A 26,109-nucleotide genomic window follows, 5' to 3' on the forward strand; every position below is an offset into this window, starting at 1 on the left:
GGCGTACGAACTCGTCGGCGCACGAAGGGATCCGTAACGCCATGTACGCATCAACATCCTCCGTGTCCGCACCGGTCCGGCCGCACCGCACGCTCCAGGCGGGCGGCGGCCCCTACCTCGACCCCGGCCGCCCGGCGGCCCCGGCGCCGGGCACCGTACGGGCACGGCGGCTGCCGGGTACCGGATCGCAGCCGCTCAGCGGGAGAATCGACTTCTCCGGACCGCAGGGTGCGCAGCTGCGCACGGCGCTCGCCTCGGTGCAGCGGATCTGTCCGGAGTTCGCCCCGGTCCAGGTGCTCCGGCGCAGCGGCCGCTCGGTCCTCCTCGTGGGGACGACCGGGCGCATGACCGCCGTCGCGAAGGTTTTACTGGATCATTCGCCGGAGTGGCGCGAGCGGTACCGGCACGAAATAGCGGCATACCGGGCGTTCGTCCGGCACCGCCCGCCGGTCCGGGTACCGCGGCTGATCGCCGCCGACCCGGAGAACTGCACGCTGGTGGTCGAGCGGATGGCCGGCCGGGTGGCGGCGCTCCAGCGGCACCCGGTCGAGGCCCCGCCGCGGGTCGACCTGCGGGCCGCCCTGGGCGCGGTCTGCCGGGTCAACCAGTGGCGTCCGCCGGGCGAGCTGTTCGGGACCCCGCTGAACTACTCGCGCCGGATCGTCCGCGACTACGAACTGGGCCTGCTGACCGACCGCGACCTGGGCGACCTCCAGAAGCTGCTGCACGGCGTGAAGCTGTCGGGCACGGCGCTGCAGTTCAACCACGGTGACGCGCTGCTGTCGAACCTGCTGCTGTCCCCGGCCGGGCCGGTCCTGCTCGACTGGGAGCACGCGGGCTGGTACCTGCCGGGCTACGACCTGGCCACGCTGTGGACGGTCCTGGGCGACGCCCCGGCCGCCCGGAGCCAGATCAGCCGCCTCGCCCAGTCGGCCGGCCCGGCCGCCCGGGACGCCTTCCTGGTCAACCTGATGCTGGTGCTGACCCGGGAGATCCGGATGTCCGAGACGGCGGTGCAGCGCTCGATGCACGCGACCGCCCCGACCCAGCCCCTTCCGTCGGGCGCGCTGTCCTCTGGCGAGGAGCAGCGGCTCCTACTGCGCCGCCTGCACGACGATGCCGGAATGGCCCGCAGAGCGGTCCGCGCGGCGGTCGGCACACGCTGACCTCCGCCGGGTCATCCCCACCCCCATGGTTGCCGAGCCCCGGGTCACCCGCCCGGGGCTCGGCAGTGTGCGCGTCCGGGCGGCGGAGCCGCGGTCCGCTCAGACGAATCCCTCGGCGACCAGCTCGGTCGCCCCGGTGGTGATGCGGTGACGCCGGCCCGAGCCGCCGACGACGCGGCTGGCGCTCTCGGTGACGAGGCTGTCGCCCTCCAGCCAGTAGGAGAAGCCGCCGTACATGCCGGGTACGGGGAAGTGCATCCGCGGCTCGGCGAGTTCGGTCAGCACGGCCAGCGCGGGCAGCTTCAGGCGGTGCCGGTCGGCCAGACCGTGGCTGTCGGCCCGGATCAGCTCGTGCAGCCGGCCTTCCAGCGCGTGGAGGGTGGCGCTCGGGAGCGGGTGGCGCACCAGGGGCTGGAGCAGGGCCGACACGCTCTTGTGGCCGCGGGCCACGGCGATGTCCAGGGCCCGCTCCCCGTCCGCGGTCGGCAGGGTGCGCCAGGCTCCGCAGCCGACGAGCACGGCGACGGCGTCCTGCGCGCCGTGCCAGGCGGCCTGGTGCAGCGGGGCGAATCCGCTGCGGCCGCCCACGCGGGTGGCGTTGACCCAGTCGGGGTTCTGCCCCAGCTGCTCGAACACCCGCTGCCAGTCGCCGTCGCGGGCCGCGTCCGCCAGCAGGTCGCGCCGGGCCAGGACGTCGTCGGGGTACACGTCGCGGGTGGTGACGCCGTCCCACTGCGAGCGTTGTGTGTTCGCCATGCCCCGATCGTAGATCGCGGCGCCGGGGTCCCGGACGGCCGGGCACTCCGGCCGGGTGCCGGGTGGCGCGTATGCCTTGACTTCACATGATCCCCCGAACACCTTCCTCTCCTGACGTGTCATCAGAATCCCTCGGTCATCTGCCCCTTGCCTCCACACACCGCCTGGAGACCGCCCATGACGTCGTCCTCCCTTCCCTCCCGCCGCAGCGTCCTGGCCGGGACCGGTGCCGGTGTGCTCGCCGCCACCGTGCTGCCCGGCGGGACCGCCACGGCCGACAGCGCCCAGGACGGGCCGCCGCTCGGCGAGTACGACGTGGTGGTGGTCGGCTCCGGTGCGGCCGGAATGACCGCCGCGCTCACCGCCGCCCGGCGGGGCCTGAGCGTGGTCGTGGTCGAGAAGGCGCCCACGTTCGGCGGGTCGGCGGCGCGCTCGGGGGCCGGGATCTGGCTGCCGAACAATTCGGTGATCCTCGGCGCGGGCGTCCCCGACACCCCGCAGAAGGCGGCGCAGTACCTCGCGGCCGTCGTCGGGGACGAGGTGCCGGCCGACCGGCAGGCCGCGTTCCTGGCCGAGGGGCCGCGGATGCTCGACTTCGTGATGGCCAACAGCCCGCTCAGGTTCCGCTTCATGGAGGGGTACAGCGACTACTACCCCGACCTGCCCGGCGGGCTGCCGAACGGCCGCTCCATCGAGCCGGACCAGATCGACGGCCATGTCCTCGGCGCCGAACTGGCCCGTCTGAACCCGGCGTACATGCCGGTCCCGGCCGGGATGGTGGTGTTCAGCCAGGACTACAAGTGGCTGAACCTGGCGGCGGTGAGCGCCAAGGGGCTCGCCGTGTCCACCGAATGCCTGGCCCGGGGCACGAAGGCCGCCCTGCGCGGGGAGAAGCCGCTGACCATGGGCCAGGCCCTGGCGGCCGGGCTGCGCGCCGGGTTGCAGCGGGCGGGGGTGCCGGTGTGGCTGAACAGCCCGCTGGTGGACCTGGTCGAGGAGGGCGGCGCCGTGACGGGGGTCGTGGTGGAGAAGGAGGGCGTACGGGGCACCGTACGGGCCCGGCGCGGCGTGATCATCGGTTCGGGCGGCTTCGAGCACAACGCGCAGATGCGGGCGCAGTACCAGCAGCAGCCGATCGGCACCCAGTGGTCGGTGGGCGCGAAGGAGAACACCGGGGACGGGATCCGGGCCGGTCAGCGGGCCGGGGCGGCGCTGGCGCTGATGGAGGACGCGTGGTGGGGGCCGTCGATCCCGCTGCCCGCGGAGCCGTACTTCTGTCTTGCCGAACGGACCTTGCCGGGCGGCCTGATCGTGAACCGCAACGGCGCGAGGTTCGTCAACGAGGCCGCCCCGTACAGCGATGTGGTGCACGTGATGTACGAGAAGGACCGGGGCGCGGTCGGCTCGCACATCCCGGCGTGGCTGATCGTGGATCAGAACTACCGCAACAAGTACCTGTTCAAGGACATCCTCCCGACGCTCGTCTTCCCGGACTCCTGGTACGAGGCGGGCGCGGCGAAGAAGGCGTGGACGTGGGACGCGCTGGCGGGCCAGATCGGGGTTCCGGCGGCGGCCCTGCGCGCGACGCTGAACCGCTTCAACGCGCAGGCGTGGCACGGGACCGACACCGACTTCCACCGCGGCGCCACGGCGTACGACCACTACTACACGGACCCGAACGTGCAGCCGAACTCGTGCCTGGCGCCCATCTGGGCGCCGCCGTTCTACGCGTTCAAGATCGTGCCGGGGGATCTGGGCACCAAGGGCGGCATCGTCACGGACGCGCGGGCCCGGGCCCTGCGGCCGGACGGCTCGGTGATCCGGGGCCTGTACGCGGCCGGCAACGCGAGCGCGGCGGTGATGGGCCACAGCTACGCGGGGGCCGGATCGACGATCGGCCCCGCGATGACGTTCGGCTACGTGGCGGCCAACGCCATCGCGGACGCGTGACGGCGCCCTCTGCGCGCGGTGCGGGTACTGGGGGTGGTCAGCCCTGCTGGAAGAGCTCGGCGGGGAGCGGCTTCAGGAGGGCGTAGAGGTCATCGGTGATCGGGCGGTCCCAGCTGGCGATGGTGACCAGCACATTGTCGCTGCGGTCGAACTGGACGCAGGAGATGCGGGACTCCGACAGCTTGATCTTCCGGACGATGAGGAGGTTGTCGCCCTGCATGACGGGGCAGTCCTCGGCGCCGGTGACCTCGACGTCCTCGTCGTTCTCCAGGGCGTCGAGGAGCTGGGCCACCTCGAAGGGGATCTGCCCGTCGGAGAGGTCCCGGGCGGGGGAGCCCTCGGGGAGGTTCCCGATGATCATCGCGGGGCCGCGTCCGCCGAACAGGTCGTAGCGGAGGAAGACACCCTGGCAGCTGCCGTCGGGCGCGGGCAGCAGCCCGGCCCCGAGATTGCCCGGCCAGTCCCCCGGGTCCATGGCCAGGACGTCGAAGTCCGGGCCGGCGGGTGTGGCGGCGCGGTGGCGGCGGAGGAAGGACATGCCGCCATGGTACGTGGCCGGGCGCAGTTTTCCGGCCCGGGGCCCCTCATCCGGCTCCGGCCCCGGCAGGGTCCCGGCGGGGCCGCCGCCGGGATCCGCGGGTCAGACGGGTGGGACCAGGGTGAAGTAGTGCGGCAGCAGACCGGCGTCGCCGGAGACCCTCAGGGCCGTGGGCGGGAGCCGGCGCCAGAGGAAGAGGGCCAGGTCCGAGGCCGTCCCCGCGGCCTCGACGGCCACCTGGGCGGTGGGATCGGGGTCCGCCAGGACCTCGTCCCCGTCGAAGGTGACCGTCCAGGCCTGCGGGCCGTCCGTACGCCGGAAGCGGTACCGCTCCCCCGTGCCCGGCGGGGCGACCCGCCAGGACCGCCGGGCCGGAGCCATCACCTCGAAGGTCTGGGCCACGGCGTCGGCGGCCAGGGCGGGGTCCAGGGGGCCGGCCGACCCCGTCACCGATTCGGCGTCCCAGCGGTGGAGTGCCAGCTCGATCGTCTGCATCCGCAGCCAGAAGCCCGAGGTCCGCTCCGGCGCCCAGGTCCACACGGGCACCTGGGGCCCGAGCTCGCGGAAGAGGGCCGCCAGCTCTCCCGCGCCCCGCGCGAACCACTGCGTCAGCGCCTCGGGCACCGGTCCCCGGTTCGGGGCCCGGTCGGGCACCGGCCAGGCGGCCCGTACCCGCGGGTCGGCCGGGAGTCCGTAGAGGGAGAGGTCCGTGGGGTCCGGGGCCTCGGTGAGGCGTTCGCGCAGGATGTGGGCGACGTAGCGCTGCACGCTCCCCAGGTGCCCGACGAGGTCGGACACCGACCAGCCGGGGCACGAGGGGACCAGTGGCGCCTCGCCGCCCGGTTCGAGCGCGCGGCGGACGGCCTTCTCGAACGCGGCGGCCTCGCTCCGGAAGTGTGCGGTCCGGGTGATGTGGTCCATGGGGATCACTCTGCCCGGGGAGCGGGGGAACCTCTCATCCTTGGCCACGGGCGGACGCGGCCAGGGCGGCGGGCAGCCCCGGGCGGTCCGTGCCGAGCTTCCGGCAGGCCGCGGACAGTTCCCAGTCCGGTCCGGCCGCCGCCGCGCCGGCCGGGTATGGGGTGCGCCCGGCGCGGTCGGCCTCGGCCCGGTCCACACGTTCGGCCCGGCCGGCGTCAGCCCGGTGCAGACGATCGGCCCGGCCGGCGTCAGCCCGGTCCACACGTTCGGCCCGGCCGGCCCGCTCCGCCGCGGCCGCCCGCTCCGCCGCACGGAGCTCCTCCGGCGTGAGCCCGTCCTCCCAGGAGGACCCGAACGGCAAAGCGCCGCCCAGCCCGAGCAGAGCCTCGGCCGCCTCCGCCTCCAGGGCGTCCGCGCCGCATTCCCGGGCCGTCACCACGGCCCGTTCCAGCAGTTCCGCGTCCCGCAGCCCGGCGCCCAGTGCGGCCTGCGCGCGGGCCAGTTCGTACCCCGCCGGGGAAGCCGCCAGCAGGGCCACCGCCTCCCGGAGCAGTCCCACCCGGTCCTCGGGCGCCGCGACCTCCGCCGCCACCCGAAGGGCCTGCCCGATGCCCGAGGCGGAGCCGAAGGCCCGGGCCCGCCGGACCGCGTCACCGGCCAGGGCCCGGGCGCGGTCCGGGTCCTCCGCCGACACCGCGCGGGCCAGGTGCAGCTGCCACGGGCACCAGGCCGGGTTCTGGATGCCGCGCGGGGTCAGCCGCCGGTCCACCGCCTCCAGTTCGGCCGTGGCCCCCTTGGTGTCGCCGCGGGCCAGCAGCAGTTCGGCGTAGACGGTCTGGGAGTCCGGGAAGACCACGGCCGCCGGGAAGGGCGCCCGGTACTCGTGCTCCCGGGCCAGCTCCCAGGCCTCGTCGGCCCGCCCCCGCGCCAGCAGGGTCGTGACGAGGATGGCTATCGCGTACCAGTGCACCGGCGTACGGCGGCCCACGCGCTCGGCGAGCCGCAGCCCGGCCCGGGCCAGTTCCTCGGCCTCCACGAGCCGCCCGCGCCGGTAGCGGATGTACGCGCGCAGGCTGTACGCGAAGGAGAGGTGGGCGCCGCGCCAGCCCTGCCGCTCGAACTCGGCGGTGCCCGCGTCGAACAGCCGCTCCGCCCGCCACGGCCGGTCGGCGTACATGTGGACCATCGCGGCGAGCACCGGGACCTCGAAGCCGCGGTCCTCGTGGGCCCAGCTGAGGTCCTGGCGCAGGGCCCGCTCGGCATGGTGCAGGACCACGCCGACCGGTTCGCCGCGCAGGCAGGCGTCCCAGGTGCGCAGCCCGATGATGTACCGCTCGGTGAGGTCGCGGCAGGTCAGCCGGTCTGCGAGCCTGGCCAGCCTGCGGGAGCGGGCCGGGGAATCGGCCTCGGCGGCGTTGAAGGCGTCCCACATGAACTGCTCCGACTGCAGCCGCAGCCGGGCGCGGACGTCCGCGGTGTACGGGATCTCCCGCGCCAGTGCCTCGGAGGCCTCGGCGAGGTGGTCGCTGTGCGCGAGGACCTGGGCGAGCCGGATGACGATGCCCTGGCGCAGCGCGGGGTCCTCGACCGGTTCGGCGAGGGCGGCGCGCAGGTGGTTGACGGTGTTGGCGGGTTCGGTGAGCAGGGAGGCGCAGCCGAGTTCGTACAGGACGGCCGCGCGTTCGTCGAAGTCCGGGGGTTCGCGCAGGGCTCGGGCGAGCTGGCGGCGGGCGGCCTCGGGGGCGCCGGCCCGGAGGTTCTCGGCGGCGGCCTCGCGCAGGGTGCGTACCACCCACGGGTCGTTCTCGGGGTGGGTCTCCAGGAGGTGGCGGGCCGCGGCGGAGGAGCCGAGTCCGGCGTCGACGACGGCTGCGGCGGCCTTGCCGTGCAGGGCCACGCGCAGGGCGTCGGGGATGGAGCGGTAGAGGGCGGTGGCGATGAGGGGGTGGACGAACTCCAGCCCGGCCTCGGGTTCTTCCGCCGGGTCCGGCCCGGTGGTGGCCCCGGCCGTGCCCGCAGTGCCCGGTGCCGCGCCCGCCGTGCCCGCCGTGCCCGCCGCGGCCGCCGCGGCCGCCGCGGCCAGGATGCGGGCGTCCCGCAGCCTTCCGGTGGCGTGCGCGGCCTCCTCGGTGCCCAGGGCGGCGACCCGGGCGGCGAGTTCCTGCGGGATGGCGGTGCCGAGGACGGCGCAGGCCCAGGCGAAGCGGACCGTGGAGGGCCCGAGGCGGTCGAGGCGGGCGACGAGGCCGCTGCCGCGCTGGGCGGCGGCGAGGTCGCGCAGGAGCGCGGCGCTCGTACCGACCGGGGCGAGTCCCTTGTCCCGGACCTTGGCGGTGAGTTCGACGGCTTCGAAGGGGTTGCCTGCGGTGACGGCCCAGAGCTCGTCGCAGAAGGCGTCCTCGGCGTGGTCGCCGAGCGCCTCCCGGACCAGGGCGGCGACGGCGGTGGAGGTGAGCGGGGCGAGGGGCAGCGGGCGCTGTCCCGCCCGGCCGGGCAGCGTACGGAAGGCGTCGGCGTGCGCGGGCAGTTCGTCGGGGCGGTAGGCGACGACGAGGAGCAGCGGGAGGTGTTCGGTGCGCGGGGTGAAGGCGGCGAGCCAGCCGAGGGATTCGGGGTCGGCCCAGTGGGCGTCGTCGAGGACGAGGGTGACGGGGGCCCTTTTGACGACGAGGTGGGTCAGCACCCAGTCGAGTCCGTCGCGCAGGCCCTGGGGGTCGGGCGGGGCGCCCTGTTCGGGTGCGCAGAGGCCGAGGGCCGGGCCGACGATGGTGTACCAGCTGCCGAGCGCGGCGCGCAGTTCCTCCTCGGAGGTGCCGGCGAGCTGGGGCTGGATGAGCTGGCGGGCGACGTGGAAGGGCTGGTTCTGCTCCTGTTCGCCGCCGCGCGCGGTCAGGACGGTGCAGGAGCGGGTGCGGGCGCGGCGGCGCACTTCCGCGAGCAGGGTGGTCTTGCCGAGGCCGGCGGGGCCGGAGAAGGCGAGGAGCGCGCCGCCGGGGCCGGGTCCGGGGCCGCCGAGCTGGTCCAGGGCCTCGTCCACGGTGGCGAGTTCGGCCTCGCGCTCGACCATCGTGCGGATTCTGCGGGCACGGTGTTCCGTCACGACTGGTACCCCCCAGGCCTGTTCAGGGGATCAGCGTACGCCCGCGCGCACCAGGAGGGATCCCGGTACGGGGAATGGATCCGATCTTCCTTGCGGGTCCCGTTCCGGGGGGCGGTGGCGGGTAGTTCAGTCCTGGGCGGAACGCGCCGCGAGGTCCTCCAGGACGGCGACGGCCTCGGCGGCCCGGTCGGCGGCCACGAAGAGGTGGTCGTGGTGGTAGCCGGCGATGACGTTGCAGCTCAGGCCGTGTGCGCCGAGTTCGGTGGCGAAGGCGGCGGTGAGGCCCACGGCGTCGAGGGCGGAGTGGATCCGCAGGGTGATCCAGCCGGCGGTGAAGTCGTAGGCGAGACCGGCGGCGTCGGCCTCCTCCTGGCGCAGGACCAGGGTGAGTCCCTCGGCTTCCAGGACGGTGGCCACGGGGGCGGTCCCCGCGGGGACCGTCGTGCCGGGGACGGTGCAGAACACGTACCGTCCCTCGTGCAGCTCGGGCCGCATGCCGCTCAGCAGCTTCCGCAGGTCGCTCTCTCCGCTCATGCGGCCACCCTAACGGTGATCCTCGTAGAGCCGCCGGTGCCACCAGGGGTACGGCATGCCGCTCCGGTTCGCAGTCTGCTCGTGCGGCGCGCCCGGGCGGGCACCAGGCCGGCCCGGGCCCGGCGGGCCGACGGGCCCGGCCTCCGGCCTTCCTCGCCGGCGGCCACCGGGGCGGCGGCTCCCCGCCCCGGTGGTGCGCCGGGCACCCCGACTACGTCAGGTCGAACTCCCCGCCCCGGGCGTCCAGCACGAACTTGTTCCACTCGTCCGGCGCGAAGATGAGCGAAGGGCTTTCGGGGCGCTCGCTGTTGCGCATGGCGACGAACCCCTCGACGAAGGCGATCTGGACGTCACCCGCTCCCCTGCTGCTCGACCGCCAGTCCGCCTCGGTGAGATCGAGGTCGGGCTTGCCCCAGCCAGCGAGGGGCTGTGAAGTCATGCTCTCGGCCACGTGCGTGCTCCTCCCGGTACGTCGTCCGGGGGCCAGGTTAACCACCGCAGCGGGTGCCGCACAGGCCACTGTGAGTCACCCGTGACCGGTCCGGCACTCCGCCCGGACGTCCCGCCGCGGTCAGGAGGCGGGCGGCTCGGCTCCCACCAGCCACATCGCGAAGAACTGCGCGCCGCCGCCGTAGGCGTGCCCCAAGGCGCGGCGGGCGCCCGGAACCTGGTGCTCCCCGGCCTGGCCGCGGACCTGGAGGGCCGCCTCGGCGAAGCGGATCATGCCGGAGGCGCCGATGGGGTTGGTGGACAGGACGCCGCCGGACGGGTTCACCGGAAGGTCCCCGTCGAGTTCGGTGACCCCGGCCTCCGTGAGCTTCCAGCCCTCCCCCTCCGCCGCGAACCCGAGGTTCTCCAGCCACATCGGCTCGTACCAGGAGAACGGCACGTACATCTCCACCGCGTCGATCTCCCGCCGCGGGTCGGTGATCCCGGCCTGCCGGTACACGTCGGCCGCGCAGTCCTTGCCGGCCTGCGGGGAGACGAAGTCCTTGCCCGCGAAGAGGGTCGGCTCGCTGCGCATCGCCCCGCCGTGCACCCACGCCGGCGGCCTCGGCGACCGGGCCGCGCCCGCCCGGTCGGTGAGGATCATGGCGCAGGCGCCGTCCGAGGAGGGGCAGGTCTCGGAGTACCGGATCGGGTCCCACAGCATCGGCGAGGCCTGGACCTTCTCCAGGGTGATGTCGTGCTCGTGCAGGTGCGCGTACGGGTTCTTCAGCGCGTTGCGCCGGTCCTTGTACGCCACCAGCGAACCCACCGTGTCGGGCGCGCCGGTGCGCCGCATGTACGCGCGCACGTGCGGGGCGAAGAACCCGCCCGCGCCGGCGAGCAGCGGCTGCTGGAAGGGGACGGGGAGCGAGAGCCCCCACATGGCGTTCGACTCGGACTGCTTCTCGAAGGCGAGGGTGAGGACGGTCCGGTGGACGCGGGCCGCGACCAGGTTGGAGGCGACCAGGGCGGTGGACCCGCCGACCGAACCGGCCGTGTGCACGCGGAGCATGGGCTTGCCGACCGCGCCCAGCGCGTCCGCCAGGTACAGCTCCGGCATCATCACGCCCTCGAAGAAGTCGGGGGCCTTGCCGATGACGACCGCGTCGATGTCCGCCCAGGTCAGTCCGGCGTCGGCGAGGGCGCGCACCGCCGCCTCCCGGACCAGTCCGGCGATGGAGACGTCGTGGCGGGCGGCGACGTGCTTGGTCTGGCCGATGCCGACGACGGCGACGGGCTCCTTGCTCATGCTCGGTCCCCTTCCAGGACGGCGACCAGGTTCTGCTGGAGGCAGGGGCCTGAGGTGGCGTGGGCGACGGCCCGGTCCGACTCGCCGCGGTGGATGCGGGCGGCCGCCTCGCCGATCCGGATCAGGCCGGCGGCCATCATCGGGTTGGCGGCGAGCGCCCCGCCGGAGGGGTTGACCGCCACGTCCTCGCCGAGGCCGAGGGCCTTGCGGAGCACGACCTCCTGGGAGGAGAACGGCGCGTGCAGTTCCGCCGTGTCGACGGGGGCCTCGAAGAGCCCGGCGCGCTCGGCGGCGGTCCGGGTGGACGGGGAGTCGGTGAGGTCGCGCAGGCCCAGGCCGTGCGCCTCGATGCGGTGGTCGATGCCGGTGATCCAGGCGGGGCGTTCGCACAGGCGCCGGGCGGTGTCCCCGGCGGCGAGGATCACGGCCGCGGCGCCGTCGCCGACGGGCGGGCAGTCCCCGGTGCGCAGCGGCGCCACCTGGTAGTCGCCCTGCGGGACGGCGCCGGTGAGCTGGGCGTGCGGGTTGGCCCCGGCGGCCGCGCGGCTGCGGGCGCCGATGGCGGCCAGGGCGCTCTCGTCGGTCTCGCCCGCGTCGATCAGGGCCTGGGCCTGGAGGGCGGCCAGTGCCACCGAGTCGGGCCAGAGCGGGGCGAGGTAGTAGGGGTCGAGCTGGCGGGTCAGCACGTCGCGTACGGATCCCGGTGAGGACTTCCCGTAGGAGTAGACGAGCGCGGTGTCGGCCTCGCCGGTCTGGATCTTGACCCAGGCCTCGTAGAGGGCCCAGGCGCCGTCCATCTCGACGTGCGACTCGGAGATCGGCGGCCAGGCGCCGACCCCGTCGAGGGTCATGGTGAAGGAGAAGGCGCGGCCCGCGAGGTAGTCGCTGGAGCCGGAGCAGGTGAAGCCGATCTCCTTGGCCTTCAGCCCGGTCCGCGCCAGCACCTGGTGCAGCACCGGCATGACCATCTCGACTTCGCTGAGCTCGTCGGTGCGGCGCAGGTGGTCGCTCTGCGCGAAGGCGACGACGGCCACGTCGCGTGCGTACCTGTGCGTCGGCGGCATCAGATGAGCTCCTTGTACGCGTCGTAGTCCGCGTCCGGTTCGCCGGTGGGACGGTAGTGGTCGGGGTAGCGGCCGCCCTCGGTCCAGACGGGTTCGACGCGCAGGCCCATGCGGACCTGGTCGTAGGGGATGCCGCCGATCCGGCCGTGCAGGGCGAGTCCGGCGCCGTCGAGGGCGATGTGGGCGTAGACGTACGGCACCTCGATGTCGAGGTTGCGGGCCTTGATGTTGACGATGCAGTACGTGGTGACCGTGCCGGCCGGGCCGACCTCGACCTGGTCGGTGGTGGCGACCCCGCAGGTGGGGCAGGCGCCGCGCGGGGGGACGTACACCTTGTGGCAGGAGGGGCAGCGCTCGCCCACCGTCTTCTGCTCGGACAGGCCGTTGATGTAGGCCGTCTGGGCGCGGCCGGGGCTGTACGTGTAGTCCAGGCGGGCCTCGGCGACGATGCCGGTGACGGCGTCCGCGAAGGTCCCGTCGTGCGGGGTGCCGTGGCCGGCGGCGGGACCCTCGTAGGGCTCGAAGCAGGCGATGTCGGTGATGGCCCCGGACCGTTCGGCGGCCCAGCGCACCCGCACCCGCATGCCCGTGCGCACGGATTCGGGCCCGGGGACGTCGAGGGCGTGCAGGAGGGCGGTGTCCGCGCCGTCGAGCCGGACCAGGACCCAGGCGAAGGGGGTGCCGAGGGGCTGGTGGGGGCGGGGGCGGCCGTTCCAGGCCCAGGTGGTGACGGTACCGGTGGCACCGACCTCGACGAGCTCGCGGATCTCCTCGGCGGTGACGGGGTCGTACTCGGCGGGCGGGACCATCACCTTCCCGTCGGAGGTCTTGACCCCGAGCACGACGCCCTCGCGCAGGCCGGTCAGAAAGGCACTCTGCACGGGCCCGAGGGACCGGGTGAAGGGAAACTCGACGACGAGGGGCGCCCGAAGCACCTCGGGTGGGGACGCGGCGGCTGTCATGAGCGGCTCTCCGATGTTCAGGAAGGTCAAAGGAAGTGCGCCCCAGGGACGCACGAGGTCATCTCGGCCCCGCTGGGGCCGCTTCTCCCGCCGGGGCATTTCCCCCGCCGGGCGCGGTTCCCCCGCCAGGGCGCTCCCCCGCCGGGGCGCGCGGTTCCCGCGCCAGAGCAAATCCGGCGCCTCAGGGGCCCTTCCAGCCCTGCTGGGGGCAATCCGGCGCCGGCCCGATCCAGCCCCGCCGGCGTTTGAGGCGCGGAGTGCGGGGCGGAGCCCCGGGCAACGGCCCCGCACACGGACCCGCCAAGGACCCGCCAAGGACCCGCCACGCCCCTACTCCCGCCGATACACCGCCGGCCTCTTCTCCGCAAAGGCCCGCGCCCCCTCCTTCGCGTCCGCCGTGTCGAAGACCGGCCACCCTCGGACGAGTTCAGCGGCCAGCCCCTCCGTCTCCGTCATTTCAGCGGTCGCGTACACAGAGGCCTTGACGGCCTCCACAGCCAGCGGCCCGCACGCGTTGATCTGCTCGGCGATCTCCAGGGCCTTCTCCAGCGCCGTCCCGTCGGGCACCACCTGCCCGACGAGGCCGATCCGGGCCGCCTCCCCGGCGGAGTACGGGCGCCCGGTCAGCAGCATCTCCAGGGCGTGCGTACGCGGGATCTGGCGCGGCAGCCGCACCGTGGAACCGCCGATCGGGAAGAGCCCCCGCTTGACCTCGAACAGCCCGAAGGTGGCGCCCTCGCCCGCGACGCGGATGTCGGTGCCCTGGAGGATCTCGGTCCCGCCGGCCACGCAGTACCCCTCCACCGCAGCGATCACCGGCTTGCGCGGCCGGTGGTGGCGGAGCATCGCCTTCCAGTGCAGGTCGGGGTCGGACCTCAGCCGGTCCCGGTACTGGTCGCCCGCCATGCCCTTCCCGGCCAGCGCCTTGAGGTCCATGCCGGCGCAGAAGTCCCCGCCCGCACCGGTCAGGACGACCGAGCGGACCGTGTCGTCGGCGTCCGCCTCCAGCCAGCCGTCGTACAGGCCCACCAGCAGCGGCAGCGAGAGCGCGTTCTTCGCCTCGGGCCTGTTCATGGTGAGCACCAGCGTGGCGCCGTGCCGTTCCACGGTCAGGTGTTCTGTCCCACCCATTGCCGTCCTCCCGTCTCAAGACCTAGAACAGGTTGCAGTAGGGGAGGGTGCAGTTCAATAGTTTTCTGACACCCAGTCAGATTTCTTGGGCGGCTCCCTTCCCAGTTCGGTTCGGCGGCGCTCTAATGACCGCCGAGCAGACCAGCCATGGGGCCAGCCATGGGAACTCCCGCGGTCAGGAGGAACGGTGGAGTACAACCTTGCCGACCTGTTCGAGTCGGTCGTGGACGTGGTCCCGGACCGCGAGGCCCTCGTGTACGTGGACCACCCCGGGACCGGCGCCGAGCGCCGCCTGACCTACGCGGAACTGGACGCGGCGGCGAACCGGATCGCGCACCACCTGCTGGACCGCGGGCTGAAGCCCGGTGAGCACCTGGGCCTGCACCTCTACAACGGGATCGAGTACCTGCAGACCGTCCTGGCCTGCCTGAAGGCCCGGCTGGTGCCGGTGAACGTCAACTACCGGTACGTCGAGGAGGAGCTGGTCTACCTCTACAACGACGCCGACCTCGCCGCGCTGGTCTTCGAGGGCGAGTTCACCGAGCGGGTCGCCGCCGCACTGCCGCAGACGGCGAAGCTCCGCCACCTGATCCGGGTCGGGGCGGTCCCGGAGGGCGCCCCCGAGCCCTCGCTGGTGCCCGTCGCGTTCGAGGACGCCGAGGCGGCCGGTTCGCCCGGGCGCGGCTTCGCGCCCCGCAGCCCCGACGACCTGTTCATCATCTACACCGGCGGCACGACCGGTATGCCCAAGGGCGTCATGTGGCGGGCGGAGGACCTCTTCTTCGCCGGGCTCTTCGGCGGCGAGCCGTCGGGCGAGCCGGTGAAGCGGCCCGAGGAGCTGGCCGAGCGGGTCGCAGCGCGCGGGGCCGGCCTCACCTTCTTCCCGGCTCCCCCGCTGATGCACGGCACGTCGACGCTGACCTCGTTCATCGCCTTCAACTACGGCCAGCGGGTCGTCATCCACCGCAAGTACGTGCCCGAGGAGGTGCTGCGCACCATCGAGAAGGAGAAGGTGTCGAGCGTGTCGCTGGTGGGCGACGCGATGCTCAGGCCCCTGATCGACGCCCTGAACGGCCCGCTCAAGGGGACGGACCTGTCCTCGCTGTTCAGCGTCTCCTCCTCCGGCGCGATCATGTCGGAGACGGTGCGCGCCGAGTTCCAGCGGCTCGTCCCGAACGTGCTGCTCCTGAACAACTTCGGGTCGTCGGAGTCCGGGTCGAACGGCAGGGCCACGGACGACTCCAGCCCGGAGAAGGGCTTCCGGCTCGAGGTCAACGACCGTACGCAGGTGGTCGACCCTGTGACGCACGAGCCCGTCGCGGTGGGCGAACCCGGCCGTCTGGCGCAGCGCGGCCACGTACCGCTCGGCTACTACAACGACCCGGCCAAGACCGCGGAGACCTTCTTCCAGAAGGGCGCGGAGCGCTGGGTGCTGCTGGGAGACATGGCGACCGTCGACGAGGAGGGCATCGTCACGGTCCTCGGCCGCGGTTCGCAGTGCATCAACACGGGCGGCGAGAAGGTGTATCCGGAGGAGGTCGAGCAGGCGCTGAAGTCGCATCCGGACGTGTACGACGCCCTGGTCGCCGGTGTCCCGGACCCCACCTGGGGCAGTCACGTGGCCGCGGTGGTGCAGGTCCGCGCGGGCGCGCCGGCCCCGACGCTGGACGAGATCCAGACCCACTGCCGCACCCGGCTGGCGGGCTACAAGATCCCCCGCCAGCTGGTGATCGCGCCCGCCATCCAGCGCTCCCCGAGCGGGAAGGCGGACTACCGCTGGGCCAAGACGGTGGCGACGGAGGCGGACACGGCCCGCTGACACCACGGCCGGGGCCCGGACCCACCGGGCCCCTCCGATCCCCCATCGGCCCGCCTGCGCCGGCCTCCACCGGCTCCCTGGGCTCCCTGGGCCCCTAGGCTCCCGTGGCCAGGAAGCGCTCGATCCGGGCCGCGAACCAGGCGGGGTCGTCCAGCCACGGGTGGTGCCCGGCCGCCGGCTGGACCTCGGCCGACCCCTTCGGGAAGAGCTCCGCGATGCGGGCCGCGAGGGCCGGCGGCGGATTGCCGTCCACTTCTCCGGCCAGGACCAGGACCTCGCACGCCACGCGCGCCACGGCCGTCCGGGTGGCGGCCGGGTCGAAGGCTCCCGGGCCCGCGTAGGCCTCGGCCGCCTTCTCGTTCTGCTGCCGCTCGCCGGCCGCGTATTCGGCGCGCGCGACGGCGTCCCAGCGGCCGTAGAACAGCGGCCCGGCCAGGTCCCAGTCCGCGTCCCCGTGGTCGGCGCCGGCGAGGATCCGGGCGTAGGCCGCTATGGCCGCGTCGTACGGTTCGGCGCCCGCCCGCAGCCGGGCCGCCGCCAGCCGCTGCGCGGCCGTGGCGGAGAGGTCCAGGGCCCGCGCGTTCGGGGTCACCAGGACGAGCCGCCGCAGTCGCCCGGGGTGGGCCGCCGCGTAGAGCTGGGCGAGGTCGGCCCCGGCGGAGTGGGCGAGGAGGTCCATGCGCTCCAGGCCGAGGTGGACCCGTAGCGCCTCGACGTCGGCGACCTGGTGGTCGACCCGGTAGGTGGACTCGTCCGCCGGTACCGCGGAGTCACCGGTGCCGCGCAGGTCGAGCAGGACCAGCCGCCGCCCGGCGGAGAGTCCTCCGAGGTCGCCCAGGTACTGCGAGGCCCGCATGGCGCCGCCCGGGAGGCAGACGAGCGGATCGCCCTGCCCCCGGACGTGGTAGGCGAGTGCGGTTCCGTCCTGGGTGGTGAAGATCGGCATCGGGCCATCAAATCAGGCGATCACCCGTTCGAGTCATTGATTTACCCGCCGGGGTCCGGCAATCTACCGAATGATCGGTCGGGTGGCTCACGATGAGGTGACGGCATGACGGCGTACGCGGATCTCCATGACGAAGGCGAGCGGCTGGGCCGCGACGAGCTGGCCGCGCTCCAGCTGACGCGGCTGCGCGCGACCCTGCACCGGGTCTACGAACGGGTGCCCTACTACCGACAGGCCTTCGACAAGGCCGGCGTGCACCCCGACGACTGCCGGGCCCTCGCCGATCTCGCCCTCTTCCCCTTCACGACCAAGGCCGATCTGCGCGACCAGTACCCCTTCGGCATGTTCGCGGTACCGCGCTCCGAGGTGCGCCGCGTGCACGCCTCCAGCGGGACCACCGGGCGCCCCACCGTCGTCGGGTACACCGACGGGGACCTCTCCACCTGGGCCGACGTCGTGGCCCGGTCCTTGCGCGCGGCGGGCGCCCGCCCGGGCCAGCTCGTCCACATCGCCTACGGCTACGGGTTGTTCACCGGCGGCCTCGGCGCGCACTACGGCGCGGAGCGGCTGGGCTGTACGGTCGTCCCCGCTTCCGGCGGGATGACCGACCGCCAGGTCCGGCTCATCCAGGACTTCCGCCCGGAGGTGATCATGGTGACCCCTTCGTACATGCTGACCCTGCTGGACGAGATGGAGCGCCAGGGGCTGGACCCGCGCGCGACCTCGCTGCGGACGGGCGTCTTCGGAGCGGAGCCCTGGACCGAGGAGATGCGCCGGGAGATCGAGGAACGGCTCGGCATCGAAGCGGTGGACATATACGGCCTGTCCGAGGTCATCGGACCGGGCGTGGCGCAGGAGTGCGTGGAGAGCAAGGACGGCCTGCACATCTGGGAGGACCACTTCTATCCCGAGGTGGTCGATCCGCTGACGGGCGCGGTGCTGCCGGAGGGCGAGCCCGGGGAGCTGGTGTTCACCTCCCTCACCAAGGAGGCCATGCCGGTCGTCCGCTACCGCACCCGGGACCTGACGCGGCTGCTGCCCGGCACCGCCCGCCCGGCCTTCCGCCGGATGGAGAAGGTCACCGGTCGCAGCGACGACATGATCATCCTGCGCGGGGTGAACATGTACCCGACCCAGATCGAGGAGATCCTGCTGCGGACGGCAGGTCTGGCCCCGCACTTCCAGCTGCGGCTGACCCGGGAGGGCCGGATGGACGCCCTGACGGTCCGGGTGGAGGCCCGGCGGGAGACCGGCTCCGCCCAGCGGGAGGCCGCGGCGGCCGACGTGGTCCGGGCGGTCAAGGAGAGCGTCGGGGTCTCCGTGGGAGTGGAGGTGGTCGACCCCGAGACACTGGAGCGATCGGTGGGGAAGATCAGACGACTGGTGGACCTCCGCGACGGGAGCTAGTGCTGTGGCCGGAAAGGTTTGCCGGGTCGCGTCGTCGGGTGCGGTGCATCGCAAGGCGGAGGGCCGCGGCTCGTACTGGACGTACCGGCGCGGTCCGACAACGCGGTGAGGTGCCGTGCCGGGCGGCGCGACCCGGTGAACCTTCCCGGTCACAGCACTAGCGGGCTTCCGCACAGCCCGCCTGGCCGACGGGCGGGAGCGAGAGTTGGCGCCACTCCCCAGTCGGTTCCCGCCGGTCGTGCCGGGCCCGCTCCTTCCCGCGGCCTCCGGGCGGCCGAAACCACCCCTTCGGGCCTACTTCGGGACTGCCCCCGGGAGCCGGGAGGGCCTCGCGGGTAGGGCATGAAGTGTGACCTCGACCCTCCGGCGGCTCCACGACCGACTCCAGGGCTCCCCGGCCGGGCTGGCCTGGAGCCGCGGCCGGGAGATGGAGCTGATGCACCGGGCGATGGGCTTCGCCGCCCTCGGGTTCCTCACCCTGGTGCCGCTGCTGGTGGTCGTCGCGGCCGCCGCGCCCGGCAGCGGCTCCGGCTTCGGCCGGTGGCTCGGCCAGGCCCTCGGGGTCACGGAGTCCTCGCGCGGCCGGGTCGAGCTGCTGTTCGGCGCGGCCGACCTCGCCCTGGAGCGGACCACCGCCTTCGGACTGGCCGCCCTCGCCGTCTTCGGCCTGACCTTCGGCTCGGCGGTCCAGACCGGCTACGAGAAGGTCTGGGACCTGCCGACCGCCCGCTGGCACACCATGTGGCGGCACGTCATCTGGCTGGGCCTGCTGGTCTGCTACCTCGCCCTGCTCGTCGAGATCCCGGCGCCGGCCGACGACGTGTTCGGCAGCCTGCTCGGCACCCTCGGCGACCTCGTCGGCACCTGCGTCTTCTTCTGGGGCTCGCAGCGGCTGCTGCTCGGCGGCCGGGTGCGCTGGCGCGCGCTCGTGCCGGGGGCGGTGGCGACCAGTCTCGGCCTGCTGGGGCTGCGGGTCTTCTCCCAGCTGGTGTTCTCCCCGCTGATCGCCTCGAACGCCGTCACGTACGGCCCCTTCGGCACCCTCCTCGTCGTCCAGTCCTGGCTGGTCGGCGTCGGTTTCGTGGTCTACGGCGGCGCCCTCGTCGGCCGCCTCCTCCACGAGTACCTCACGCTCAAGCGCCTGCGCGACAGCGGGATCCTGCCCGCCGACGAGCCAGGCCCGCACTTCCCCGGCCCGCACGTCTCCGGCCACCACGACCCCGGCCACCACGACCCCGGACCGGGCTGAGCAGCCGGACCGCGGCCCGCGGCCGCCCGCCCCGCCGGGCCCCTCAGCCGGCCGCGCCGGGAGCAACCCCGGCGAAGCGGTCCCGGAGTTCACGCTTGAGGATCTTGCCGCTGGCGTTGCGCGGAAGGGCCGTCACGAACAGCACCTGCTTCGGGGCCTTGAAGTGGGCCAGCCTCTCCCGGGCGTACGCCAGCAGCTCCGCCTCCGTCACCTCCCCGCGCGGCACCACCACCGCCGTGACGGCCTCGATCCACCGCTCGTCGGGCAGCCCGATCACCGCCGCCTCGGCCACCCCCGGGTGGCTGTACAGGGCGTCCTCGACCTGCCGCGAGGCGACGAGCACCCCGCCCGAGTTGATGACGTCCTTCACCCGGTCGACGACCGTGAAGTACCCCTGCGCGTCCCGCACCGCGAGGTCGCCCGAGCGGAACCAGCCGTCGCGGAAGGCCTCCCGGGTGGCCTCCGGGTCGTCCCAGTAGCCCAGGCACAGCTGCGGCGAGCGGTACACCACCTCCCCCACCGTGCCCGCCGGGACCTCGCCGCCGTGCTCGTCGACGACCCTCGCCTCGACATGGCGTACCGGACGCCCGCAGGAGTCCAGCCTCCCGTCGTGCTCCTCCGGCCCCAGAACCGTGGCCAGCGGCCCGATCTCGCTCTGCCCGAAGCAGTTGTAGAAGCCGAGCCCCGGCAGCCGGGCCCGTAGCCGCTCCAGGACCGGGACCGGCATGACCGAGGCCCCGTAATACGCCTTGCGCAGCGCTCCCAGCTCGCGCCGCCCGAAGTCCGGATGGTTGGCCAGGGAGATCCACACCGTGGGCGGGGCGAAGAGGCTGTCCGCCCGGCCCGCCTCCACCAGGTCGAAGATCTGCTCCGCGACGGGCGCGTCCAGGATCGTGTTCTCCGCCCCCACCGCCAGGTAGGGCAGCAGGAAGACGTGCATCTGCGCCGAGTGGTAGAGCGGCAGCGAGTGCACCGGCCGGTCGCCCTCGGCCAGGTCGAGCGCCTCGATGGCGCTCTCGTACTCGTGGGCCAGCGCCTCGTGCGTCATCATCGCGCCCTTGGGCAGGGCGGTGGTCCCGGAGGTGTAGAGCAGCTGCACCACGGCGTCGGGGGCGCTGCCGCCTTCGTACGGTGTCTGCCGCGCCTGCGGATCGGCCAGGTCCCGCAGCGGCCGTACCTCGTACCCCGCCGGCACCTTGCCGGCCAGATCCGGGTCGGCGAGCACCAGCGAGCTGCCCGAGTTCCGCAGGATGTGTCCGAGGTCCTCACCGGTCAGGTTCTGGTTGACCGGGACGTGGACGAGCCCCGCGCGGGCGCAGGCGAGGAAGGCGATCAGGTAGGCGTCGGAGTTGTGCGCGAAGGTGGCGACCCGGTCGCCGGGGGCCAGCCCGTAGCCCTCCCTGAGCAGGTCCGCGGCGGTGGAGACCGCCGAGTCGAGCCGGGCGTAGCTCCACGTCCGTTCCCGGTAGCGGACCGCCGTCCGGTCCGGGGTCCGCCGGGCGCTGTCCCGCACCAGTCCGTCGACCGTGTTCTGCCGCACTGCCTTCATCACGCGAACCTCATCTCCCCCGTGGGACACAGAACGGGTAGTTGACAGACCATCGGACCACCCTGCGGGACCGGCCCGGCAGCCCGCTAGGGGCTGATGGCGAGGAAGATGAACCCCGCGAACAGCACGAGGTGGACGCCGGCCTGGAGCAGCGTGGCGCGGCCCGGCGCGATGGTGAGGGCGCTGACCACGACCGTGAGGGCGAGCAGCACCATGTGGATCGGGCCGAGGCCGAGGGTGAGGGGGCCGGAGAGCCAGATCGAGGCCAGGGCGATGGCGGGAATGGTCAGGCCGATACTGGCGATTGCGGAGCCGTAGGCCAGGTTCAGGCTGGTCTGGACACGGCCGCGGCGGGCGGCGCGGACGGCTGCGAGGGTCTCGGGCAGCAGCACGAGCAGGGCGATGATCACGCCGACGACGGCGTTCGGCAGGCCCGCGCTGGCGACGCCCGTCTCGATGGTCGGGGAGACGGCCTTGGCGTTGCCGACGACGGCGACGAGCGCGACGAGGAGCAGGCCGAGGCTGATCAGCGCGGCGCGGGCGGTCGGCGGCTCGGCGTGGTCGGTGTGGTCCGCGTCCTCGGAGTCCTGGGCGTCAGCCGTGGTGGCTGGAGCGGCCGGAGCGCCGGCGGCCGGAGGGGCGCCGGCGGCCGCGGTGGCCTGCCGGGTGGATTCCGCTCGGTGGGGCTTGGTGTCCACGGGCAGGAAGTAGTCCCGGTGACGGACCGTCTGCACGGTGATGAACAGCCCGTAGAGGGCGAGCGAGGCGACCGCCGCGAAAGCCAGCTGGGCCGTGGAGAACTCGGGGCCGGGCTTGCTGGTGGTGAAGGTCGGCAGGACGAGACTGAGGACGGCGAGGGTCGCGACGGTGGCGAGGGCGGCGCCGGAGCCCTCGGCGTTGAAGACGGCGACCCGGTTGCGCAAGGCGCCGACGAGCAGGGACATGCCGACGATGCCGTTGCAGGTGATCATGACGGCGGCGAAGACGGTGTCCCGGGCGAGGGAGGAGGTCTTGTCCCCGCCGTCGGCCATCAGGGTGACGATGAGGGCCACTTCGATGACGGTGACGGCGACGGCCAGCACCAGGGAACCGAAGGGTTCGCCGACCCGGTGGGCGACGACCTCGGCGTGGTGGACGGCCGCCAGCACCGCGCCCGCGAGACAGAGCGAGACCAGGGCCACCGCCCATGAGGGCAGATCACGTCCCCAGCTGAAGACGAGAACGACCAGGGCCACCACGGGAACCGCGACGGTCCAGTCGGTCAGGGGGGATCTGTGCGTAGCCGTACTCATATGAGCCAAGTTGCCAGAACTGTTCCCCGGGTGCGGCGCAAGGCGCGCCTCCGAGGCCCTGACGTGGTGATTCTCACGGAGACCCCGGGCGCGGCGGCCGCCCGGCGGTCCGCCGCCCCGGCCCGGCGGCCGAGGTCCGCCTCTCAGGATCGGCCGAAGAACGGCTGGCCCCGGTCGGCCGGTAGCAGATGGAATGCCGGTGTTGCCGCCGATCGGGCGGTATGCGCTGTCGCCTCATCCCCCGGCCGTCCACCGACGCCGGGGCCGACGACCAGGAGACCCGCTTTGCGCCGCACATCCGGCTTACGCACCGCTCTCCTCGCCCTGACCGCCGCGCTGGCCGCGGCCGTGACCGCCGCCGCACCGGCCGCAGCCGCTCCGGCCTCCGGCTCCGACTCCGCCGCCCCCGCAGCCGCTCCCGCTTCCGCCGCCTCCGTGGGCCCCGTCGCCGTCCACCTCACCGGCATCGGCGGCGGCCCGCAGAACATCGCGGCGGCCGCGGCCTACGACTCCCTCGACCGGCAGGCCGCCGAGTACGGCTTCAACGGGTCGCAGTGCCGGGTGACCCTGGGGCCGGTCTACCAGTACGTCACCGCGAACTACTGGCAGGCCATGATCAAGGCCACCTGCAGCGGCGAGCCGGCGGTGAGCACCCCCACCCGCAGCCTCAACCGGCTGATCGGCCCGAACGGCGAGCACATCAGCACCGTCTGGAACGTCCCGCCGGGCTACACGGTCGAGGGCAGCCTCGGCCAGCTCTACACGAGCCCGCGTGAGGGCACGGTCCCGCTGTACCACTGCGTCGTCCGCAAGGACAACTTCCTCTCGGCGGACGTCAACTGCGAGGGGCAGACCTACGTGTCCCGGCTCGGCTGGTTCTACCCGGGCCAGCCATCGGGCGTGGGGAGCCTGCCGCTGATGCGGTGCATGGTCGGGAAGCAGCGCGAGTTCTTCGAGTCGAACACCACGAACTGCGAGGGCCAGACCTCCGGCGGCCAGCTGGGCTGGATCTTCACGGGCTGACCCGGCGCGGGCCGGACGTACGGCGTCCGGGCCCCTGGGCGTACTGAACGGGCCCGGGCCCGGGGCGTCCGTACGCCCAGGGCCCGGACGCCCCGTCACATCGCGCGCTCGTGGCCCTCCCAGTACGGGTCGCGCAGCCGCCGCTTGTACAGCTTGCCGTTGGGGTCGCGCGGCATCGTCTCGATGAAGTCGACCGTCTTGGGCCGCTTGTAGCCGGCCAGCCGGCGCTCGCAGTGCTGCAGGATCTCGGCGGCCAGCGCCTCCCCCGCCGCGAATCCCTCGGCCGGTTCGACGACCGCCTTGACCTCCTCGCCCCAGGAGGGGTGCGGGATGCCGAAGGCGGCGGCGTCGGCGACGGCCGGGTGGGTGAGCAGGGCCGACTCGATCTCTGCCGGGTAGATGTTCACCCCGCCCGAGATGATCATGTCGATCTTGCGGTCGCGGAGGAAGAGGTAGCCCTCCTCGTCGATCAGCCCCAGGTCGCCGACGGTGAAGAAGTCGCCGATGCGGTTCTTCTTCGTCTTGCCCTCGTCCTTGTGGTAGCTGAACCCGCCGGTGTTCATCTTCAGGTAGACCGTGCCGAGTTCACCGGGCGGCAGCCGGTTGCCGTCGTCGTCGAAGACGGCCAGCTCACTGATGGGCCAGGCCTTGCCGACGGTTCCCGGCTTCTTCAGCCAGTCCTCGGCGGTCGCGAAGGCTCCGCCGCCTTCGCTCGCCGCGTAGTACTCCTCCACGCACCGCCCCCACCAGTCGATCATCGCCCGTTTGACGTGGTCGGGGCAGGGCGCGGCGCCGTGGATGGCGTGCCGCATGGAGGAGACGTCGTAGGCGTCCTTCACCTCCTGCGGGAGCGCGAGCAGCCGGTGGAACTGTGTCGGGACCATGTGCGTGTGCGTGCAGGCGTGTTCGTCGATCAGGCGCAGCATCTCCTGCGGGCTCCACTTGTCCATCAGGACCAGGGGGTGCCCGATGTGCAGGGCGGCGCCCGCGAACTGGAGCACGGCCGTGTGGTAGAGCGGCGAGCAGACCAGGTGGACGTTGCCCTCGAAGGGGCGGATGCCGAAGATCCCGAGGAACCCGCCGAGGTACGTCTCCTCCGGGAGCTTGCCGGGCAGCGGGCGGCGGATGCCGCGGGGGCGGCCGGTGGTGCCGGAGGTGTAGTTCATGACCCAGCCGAGGGTGCGCTCCGCCGGGACCGTCCCGGGCTGCCCCTGGAGGAGTTCCCCGTACGGCCGGAAGCCCGGGACCGCTCCGACGGCGTAGCGGTGGCTCGCGGGCAGGGCCGCCTCGTCGGCAGCGGCGGTGGCGGCGTCGGCGAAGCGCTCGTGGGCGATCAGGACCTTGGCTCCGGAGTCGGAGACGATCCAGGCGATCTCGGGGCCGACGAGGTGGTGGTTGACGGGGACGAGGTAGAAGCCGGCCTGGGAGGCGGCGAGGTAGGCGGTGAGGAACTCGACGCCGTTGGGGAGGACCACGGCGAAGACGTCGCCGCGCTCCAGGCCCGCGGCGCGCAGTCCGTGGACGAGCCGGTTGACGTCGGCGTGCAGCCGGCCCGCGCTCCACTCCTCGCCCTCGGGGGTGACCAGGACGGTGCGGGCCGGGTCGACGCCCGCCTGGGCCCAGAACCCGTTGGGCGGCTGCTGCTGCGGGGTGTTGTCGGTCATCTCCCGGCCTCCTCAGGCTCGTCCGGCGATGCGGTTGATGCGGTCGACGGCCTTCTCGAACCCGCGGGTGAGGTCGTCGAAGACGGCCTGGACGGAGCGTTCGGTGTTCATCCGGCCGACGATCTGGCCGACGGGGGTGCCGAGGAGCGGCTGGACCTCGTACTTCTGGATCCGGGAGACGGCCTCGGCGACGAGGAGCCCCTGGAGGGGCATGGGGAGCGCTCCGGGGCCCTCCGGGTCGTCCCATGCGTCGGTCCACTCGGTGCGCAGCTGGCGGGCGGGCTTGCCGGTGAGGGCGCGGGAGCGGACGGTGTCGCCGGAACCCGCGGCGAGCAGTTTCTCGGTCAGGGCGCGGGAGTGGAGGTCGGCCTCGGTGGTGGTGAGCCACAGGGATCCGAGCCAGGCGCCCTGGGCGCCGAGGGCGAGTCCGGCGGCGATCTGCTCGCCGCTGCCGATACCGCCCGCGGCGAGGACGGGGAGGGGGGCGACGGCTTCGACGATCTCGGGGACGAGGACCATGGTGGCGATGTCGCCGGTGTGGCCGCCGGCCTCGTAGCCCTGGGCGACGACGATGTCGATGCCGGCTTCGGCGTGGCGGCGGGCGTGCTTGGCACTGCCGGCGAGGGCGGCGACGAGGACGTCGTGGTCGTGGGCGCGCCGGATGACATCGGCGGGCGGGGAACCGAGGGCGTTCGCCAGGAGTTTGATGGGGTAGTCGAAGGCGACGTCGAGCTGGTTGCGGGCGACCTGTTCCATCCAGCCCGTGATCCGCCAGCCGGACGCCTCGCCCTCGGCGAGTTCGGGCACGTGGTGCTTGGCGAGGGTGTCGCGGACGAAATCGCGGTGCCCGGCCGGGATCATGGCCTCGATGTCGGCCTCGCTGATGCCGTCGACGGCCTTCTTGGCGGGCATGACGACGTCGAGGCCGTAGGGCTTGCCGTCGGTGTGCTCCTGCATCCAGTCGAGGTCGCGCTTCAGGTCGTCGGGGGCGGTGTAGCGGACCGCGCCGAGTACGCCGAAGCCGCCCGCGCGGGTGATCGCGGCGGCGACCGCGGGGAAGGGCGTGAAGCCGAAGATGGCGTGCTCGACTCCCAGTTTCTTGCTCAGCTCCGTCTCCATGGGCCGCAGGATGCCGCAGCCCGGCGGCCGAGGGAAGAGATTTTCTGATGCAGTGTCAGATTCTTTACGGGGCCGGTCGGTGCGGGGCCCGCCTCGGGCTGGGCAGATACCACTAGCGTGCGGCGCGTGCGGGTCGCCGCGCCCCAGCCCCGCCTGCGTACGAGGCGCGGGGGCCGGGGCC

The 26,109-nt window shown here is 73.4% G+C and carries 21 protein-coding genes; 6 read left to right on the forward strand and 15 right to left on the reverse strand.

What is annotated here, in order from left to right:
* Window positions 1–41 precede the first annotated feature (41 nt).
* Complete coding sequence (locus AB0D94_RS21035; RefSeq protein ID WP_362053970.1) at window positions 42–1,166, forward strand: aminoglycoside phosphotransferase family protein; 1,125 nt, start codon at window positions 42–44, stop codon at window positions 1,164–1,166.
* Window positions 1,167–1,265: 99 nt separating this feature from the next.
* Here the strand turns inward: AB0D94_RS21035 and AB0D94_RS21040 are convergent, their stop codons facing one another.
* Window positions 1,266–1,922 carry an ankyrin repeat domain-containing protein gene (locus AB0D94_RS21040; RefSeq protein ID WP_362053973.1) on the reverse strand — a complete coding sequence of 219 codons (657 nt, stop codon included), beginning with the start codon at window positions 1,920–1,922 and terminating at the stop codon, window positions 1,266–1,268.
* Between the two features lie 177 nt (window positions 1,923–2,099).
* Here AB0D94_RS21040 and kstD point away from each other — a divergent pair, with 177 nt between their 5' ends.
* Window positions 2,100–3,872 (forward strand): 3-oxosteroid 1-dehydrogenase, encoded by a 1,773-nt coding sequence (gene kstD / locus AB0D94_RS21045; RefSeq protein WP_362053976.1) that lies wholly within the window; start codon window positions 2,100–2,102, stop codon window positions 3,870–3,872.
* 37 nt (window positions 3,873–3,909) lie between these two features.
* Here kstD and AB0D94_RS21050 read toward each other — a convergent pair whose 3' ends face one another.
* From AB0D94_RS21050 to AB0D94_RS21090, 9 genes are all read right to left on the reverse strand, one after another.
* Window positions 3,910–4,410, reverse strand: coding sequence for a hypothetical protein (locus AB0D94_RS21050; RefSeq protein ID WP_031151070.1), 501 nt, complete (start codon window positions 4,408–4,410; stop codon window positions 3,910–3,912).
* A gap of 102 nt (window positions 4,411–4,512) precedes the next feature.
* A complete protein-coding gene (locus AB0D94_RS21055; RefSeq protein WP_362053981.1) occupies window positions 4,513–5,331 on the reverse strand; it encodes a maleylpyruvate isomerase family mycothiol-dependent enzyme in 819 nt (272 codons plus the stop codon).
* A 34-nt stretch (window positions 5,332–5,365) separates the two neighbouring features.
* Entirely contained in the window at window positions 5,366–8,398 is a 3,033-nt protein-coding gene (locus tag AB0D94_RS21060) for an AAA family ATPase (RefSeq protein WP_362053984.1), read from the reverse strand.
* 159 nt (window positions 8,399–8,557) lie between these two features.
* Entirely contained in the window at window positions 8,558–8,965 is a 408-nt protein-coding gene (locus AB0D94_RS21065; RefSeq protein ID WP_362053987.1) for an ACT domain-containing protein, read from the reverse strand.
* Between the two features lie 211 nt (window positions 8,966–9,176).
* Window positions 9,177–9,416: a DUF397 domain-containing protein gene (locus AB0D94_RS21070; protein WP_362053990.1), complete on the reverse strand. Its 240-nt coding sequence runs from the start codon at window positions 9,414–9,416 to the stop codon at window positions 9,177–9,179.
* Window positions 9,417–9,536: 120 nt separating this feature from the next.
* Window positions 9,537–10,703 (reverse strand): thiolase domain-containing protein, encoded by a 1,167-nt coding sequence (locus AB0D94_RS21075; protein WP_362053992.1) that lies wholly within the window; start codon window positions 10,701–10,703, stop codon window positions 9,537–9,539.
* Window positions 10,700–11,767 (reverse strand): thiolase domain-containing protein, encoded by a 1,068-nt coding sequence (locus tag AB0D94_RS21080; protein WP_362053995.1) that lies wholly within the window; start codon window positions 11,765–11,767, stop codon window positions 10,700–10,702. Before AB0D94_RS21080 ends, AB0D94_RS21075 begins: the two co-directional genes overlap by 4 nt.
* A complete protein-coding gene (locus tag AB0D94_RS21085; RefSeq protein WP_362053998.1) occupies window positions 11,767–12,729 on the reverse strand; it encodes an OB-fold domain-containing protein in 963 nt (320 codons plus the stop codon). The genes AB0D94_RS21080 and AB0D94_RS21085 overlap by 1 nt, the downstream gene beginning before the upstream one ends.
* 330 nt (window positions 12,730–13,059) lie before the next feature.
* The gene (locus AB0D94_RS21090) at window positions 13,060–13,860 is read right to left on the reverse strand and encodes a crotonase/enoyl-CoA hydratase family protein (protein ID WP_362054001.1); all 801 of its coding nucleotides are present in this window, start codon (window positions 13,858–13,860) and stop codon (window positions 13,060–13,062) included.
* A gap of 187 nt (window positions 13,861–14,047) precedes the next feature.
* Here AB0D94_RS21090 and AB0D94_RS21095 point away from each other — a divergent pair, with 187 nt between their 5' ends.
* Window positions 14,048–15,679 (forward strand): acyl-CoA synthetase, encoded by a 1,632-nt coding sequence (locus AB0D94_RS21095; RefSeq protein WP_362054004.1) that lies wholly within the window; start codon window positions 14,048–14,050, stop codon window positions 15,677–15,679.
* 94 nt (window positions 15,680–15,773) lie between these two features.
* On the opposite strand, the gene AB0D94_RS21100 is transcribed toward AB0D94_RS21095, so the two are convergent.
* The gene (locus AB0D94_RS21100) at window positions 15,774–16,625 is read right to left on the reverse strand and encodes an alpha/beta hydrolase (RefSeq protein WP_362054007.1); all 852 of its coding nucleotides are present in this window, start codon (window positions 16,623–16,625) and stop codon (window positions 15,774–15,776) included.
* A 105-nt stretch (window positions 16,626–16,730) separates the two neighbouring features.
* Between AB0D94_RS21100 and paaK the strand changes: the two genes are divergently transcribed.
* Together paaK and AB0D94_RS21110 are read left to right on the forward strand one after the other, a co-directional pair.
* On the forward strand, window positions 16,731–18,032 hold the full coding sequence (gene paaK, locus AB0D94_RS21105) for a phenylacetate--CoA ligase PaaK (protein WP_362054010.1): 1,302 nt from the start codon (window positions 16,731–16,733) through the stop codon (window positions 18,030–18,032).
* Window positions 18,033–18,381: 349 nt separating this feature from the next.
* Entirely contained in the window at window positions 18,382–19,281 is a 900-nt protein-coding gene (locus tag AB0D94_RS21110) for a YhjD/YihY/BrkB family envelope integrity protein (protein ID WP_362054013.1), read from the forward strand.
* Between the two features lie 43 nt (window positions 19,282–19,324).
* Here the strand turns inward: AB0D94_RS21110 and AB0D94_RS21115 are convergent, their stop codons facing one another.
* Together AB0D94_RS21115 and AB0D94_RS21120 are read right to left on the reverse strand one after the other, a co-directional pair.
* Window positions 19,325–20,830: a fatty acyl-CoA synthetase gene (locus AB0D94_RS21115; RefSeq protein WP_362054016.1), complete on the reverse strand. Its 1,506-nt coding sequence runs from the start codon at window positions 20,828–20,830 to the stop codon at window positions 19,325–19,327.
* Window positions 20,831–20,916: 86 nt separating this feature from the next.
* Complete coding sequence (locus AB0D94_RS21120) at window positions 20,917–22,122, reverse strand: ionic transporter y4hA (RefSeq protein WP_362054019.1); 1,206 nt, start codon at window positions 22,120–22,122, stop codon at window positions 20,917–20,919.
* A gap of 285 nt (window positions 22,123–22,407) precedes the next feature.
* Here AB0D94_RS21120 and AB0D94_RS21125 point away from each other — a divergent pair, with 285 nt between their 5' ends.
* Complete coding sequence (locus AB0D94_RS21125; protein ID WP_362054022.1) at window positions 22,408–23,145, forward strand: hypothetical protein; 738 nt, start codon at window positions 22,408–22,410, stop codon at window positions 23,143–23,145.
* A gap of 95 nt (window positions 23,146–23,240) precedes the next feature.
* On the opposite strand, the gene AB0D94_RS21130 is transcribed toward AB0D94_RS21125, so the two are convergent.
* A complete protein-coding gene (locus tag AB0D94_RS21130; RefSeq protein WP_362054025.1) occupies window positions 23,241–24,809 on the reverse strand; it encodes an acyl-CoA synthetase in 1,569 nt (522 codons plus the stop codon).
* Between the two features lie 12 nt (window positions 24,810–24,821).
* A complete protein-coding gene (locus AB0D94_RS21135; RefSeq protein ID WP_266938514.1) occupies window positions 24,822–25,928 on the reverse strand; it encodes a nitronate monooxygenase family protein in 1,107 nt (368 codons plus the stop codon).
* Between the last annotated feature and the right edge of the window lie 181 nt (window positions 25,929–26,109).

Origin of the sequence: Streptomyces sp. NPDC048255 (genome assembly GCF_040652415.1) — a bacterium.
Lineage (GTDB): Bacteria > Actinomycetota > Actinomycetes > Streptomycetales > Streptomycetaceae > Streptomyces.

Excerpts from the sequence above, each read along its gene's own strand:
- AB0D94_RS21035 (WP_362053970.1), top strand. The coding sequence starts at position 42 with ATGTACGCATCAACATCCTCCGTGTCCGCACCGGTCCGGCCGCACCGC.
- AB0D94_RS21040 (WP_362053973.1), bottom strand. The coding sequence starts at position 1,922 with ATGGCGAACACACAACGCTCGCAGTGGGACGGCGTCACCACCCGCGAC.
- kstD (WP_362053976.1), top strand. The coding sequence starts at position 2,100 with ATGACGTCGTCCTCCCTTCCCTCCCGCCGCAGCGTCCTGGCCGGGACC.
- AB0D94_RS21050 (WP_031151070.1), bottom strand. The coding sequence starts at position 4,410 with ATGTCCTTCCTCCGCCGCCACCGCGCCGCCACACCCGCCGGCCCGGAC.
- AB0D94_RS21055 (WP_362053981.1), bottom strand. The coding sequence starts at position 5,331 with ATGGACCACATCACCCGGACCGCACACTTCCGGAGCGAGGCCGCCGCG.
- AB0D94_RS21060 (WP_362053984.1), bottom strand. The coding sequence starts at position 8,398 with ATGGTCGAGCGCGAGGCCGAACTCGCCACCGTGGACGAGGCCCTGGAC.
- AB0D94_RS21065 (WP_362053987.1), bottom strand. The coding sequence starts at position 8,965 with ATGAGCGGAGAGAGCGACCTGCGGAAGCTGCTGAGCGGCATGCGGCCC.
- AB0D94_RS21075 (WP_362053992.1), bottom strand. The coding sequence starts at position 10,703 with ATGAGCAAGGAGCCCGTCGCCGTCGTCGGCATCGGCCAGACCAAGCAC.
- AB0D94_RS21080 (WP_362053995.1), bottom strand. The coding sequence starts at position 11,767 with ATGCCGCCGACGCACAGGTACGCACGCGACGTGGCCGTCGTCGCCTTC.
- AB0D94_RS21085 (WP_362053998.1), bottom strand. The coding sequence starts at position 12,729 with ATGACAGCCGCCGCGTCCCCACCCGAGGTGCTTCGGGCGCCCCTCGTC.
- AB0D94_RS21090 (WP_362054001.1), bottom strand. The coding sequence starts at position 13,860 with ATGGGTGGGACAGAACACCTGACCGTGGAACGGCACGGCGCCACGCTG.
- AB0D94_RS21100 (WP_362054007.1), bottom strand. The coding sequence starts at position 16,625 with ATGCCGATCTTCACCACCCAGGACGGAACCGCACTCGCCTACCACGTC.
- paaK (WP_362054010.1), top strand. The coding sequence starts at position 16,731 with ATGACGGCGTACGCGGATCTCCATGACGAAGGCGAGCGGCTGGGCCGC.
- AB0D94_RS21115 (WP_362054016.1), bottom strand. The coding sequence starts at position 20,830 with ATGAAGGCAGTGCGGCAGAACACGGTCGACGGACTGGTGCGGGACAGC.
- AB0D94_RS21120 (WP_362054019.1), bottom strand. The coding sequence starts at position 22,122 with ATGAGTACGGCTACGCACAGATCCCCCCTGACCGACTGGACCGTCGCG.
- AB0D94_RS21130 (WP_362054025.1), bottom strand. The coding sequence starts at position 24,809 with ATGACCGACAACACCCCGCAGCAGCAGCCGCCCAACGGGTTCTGGGCC.
- AB0D94_RS21135 (WP_266938514.1), bottom strand. The coding sequence starts at position 25,928 with ATGGAGACGGAGCTGAGCAAGAAACTGGGAGTCGAGCACGCCATCTTC.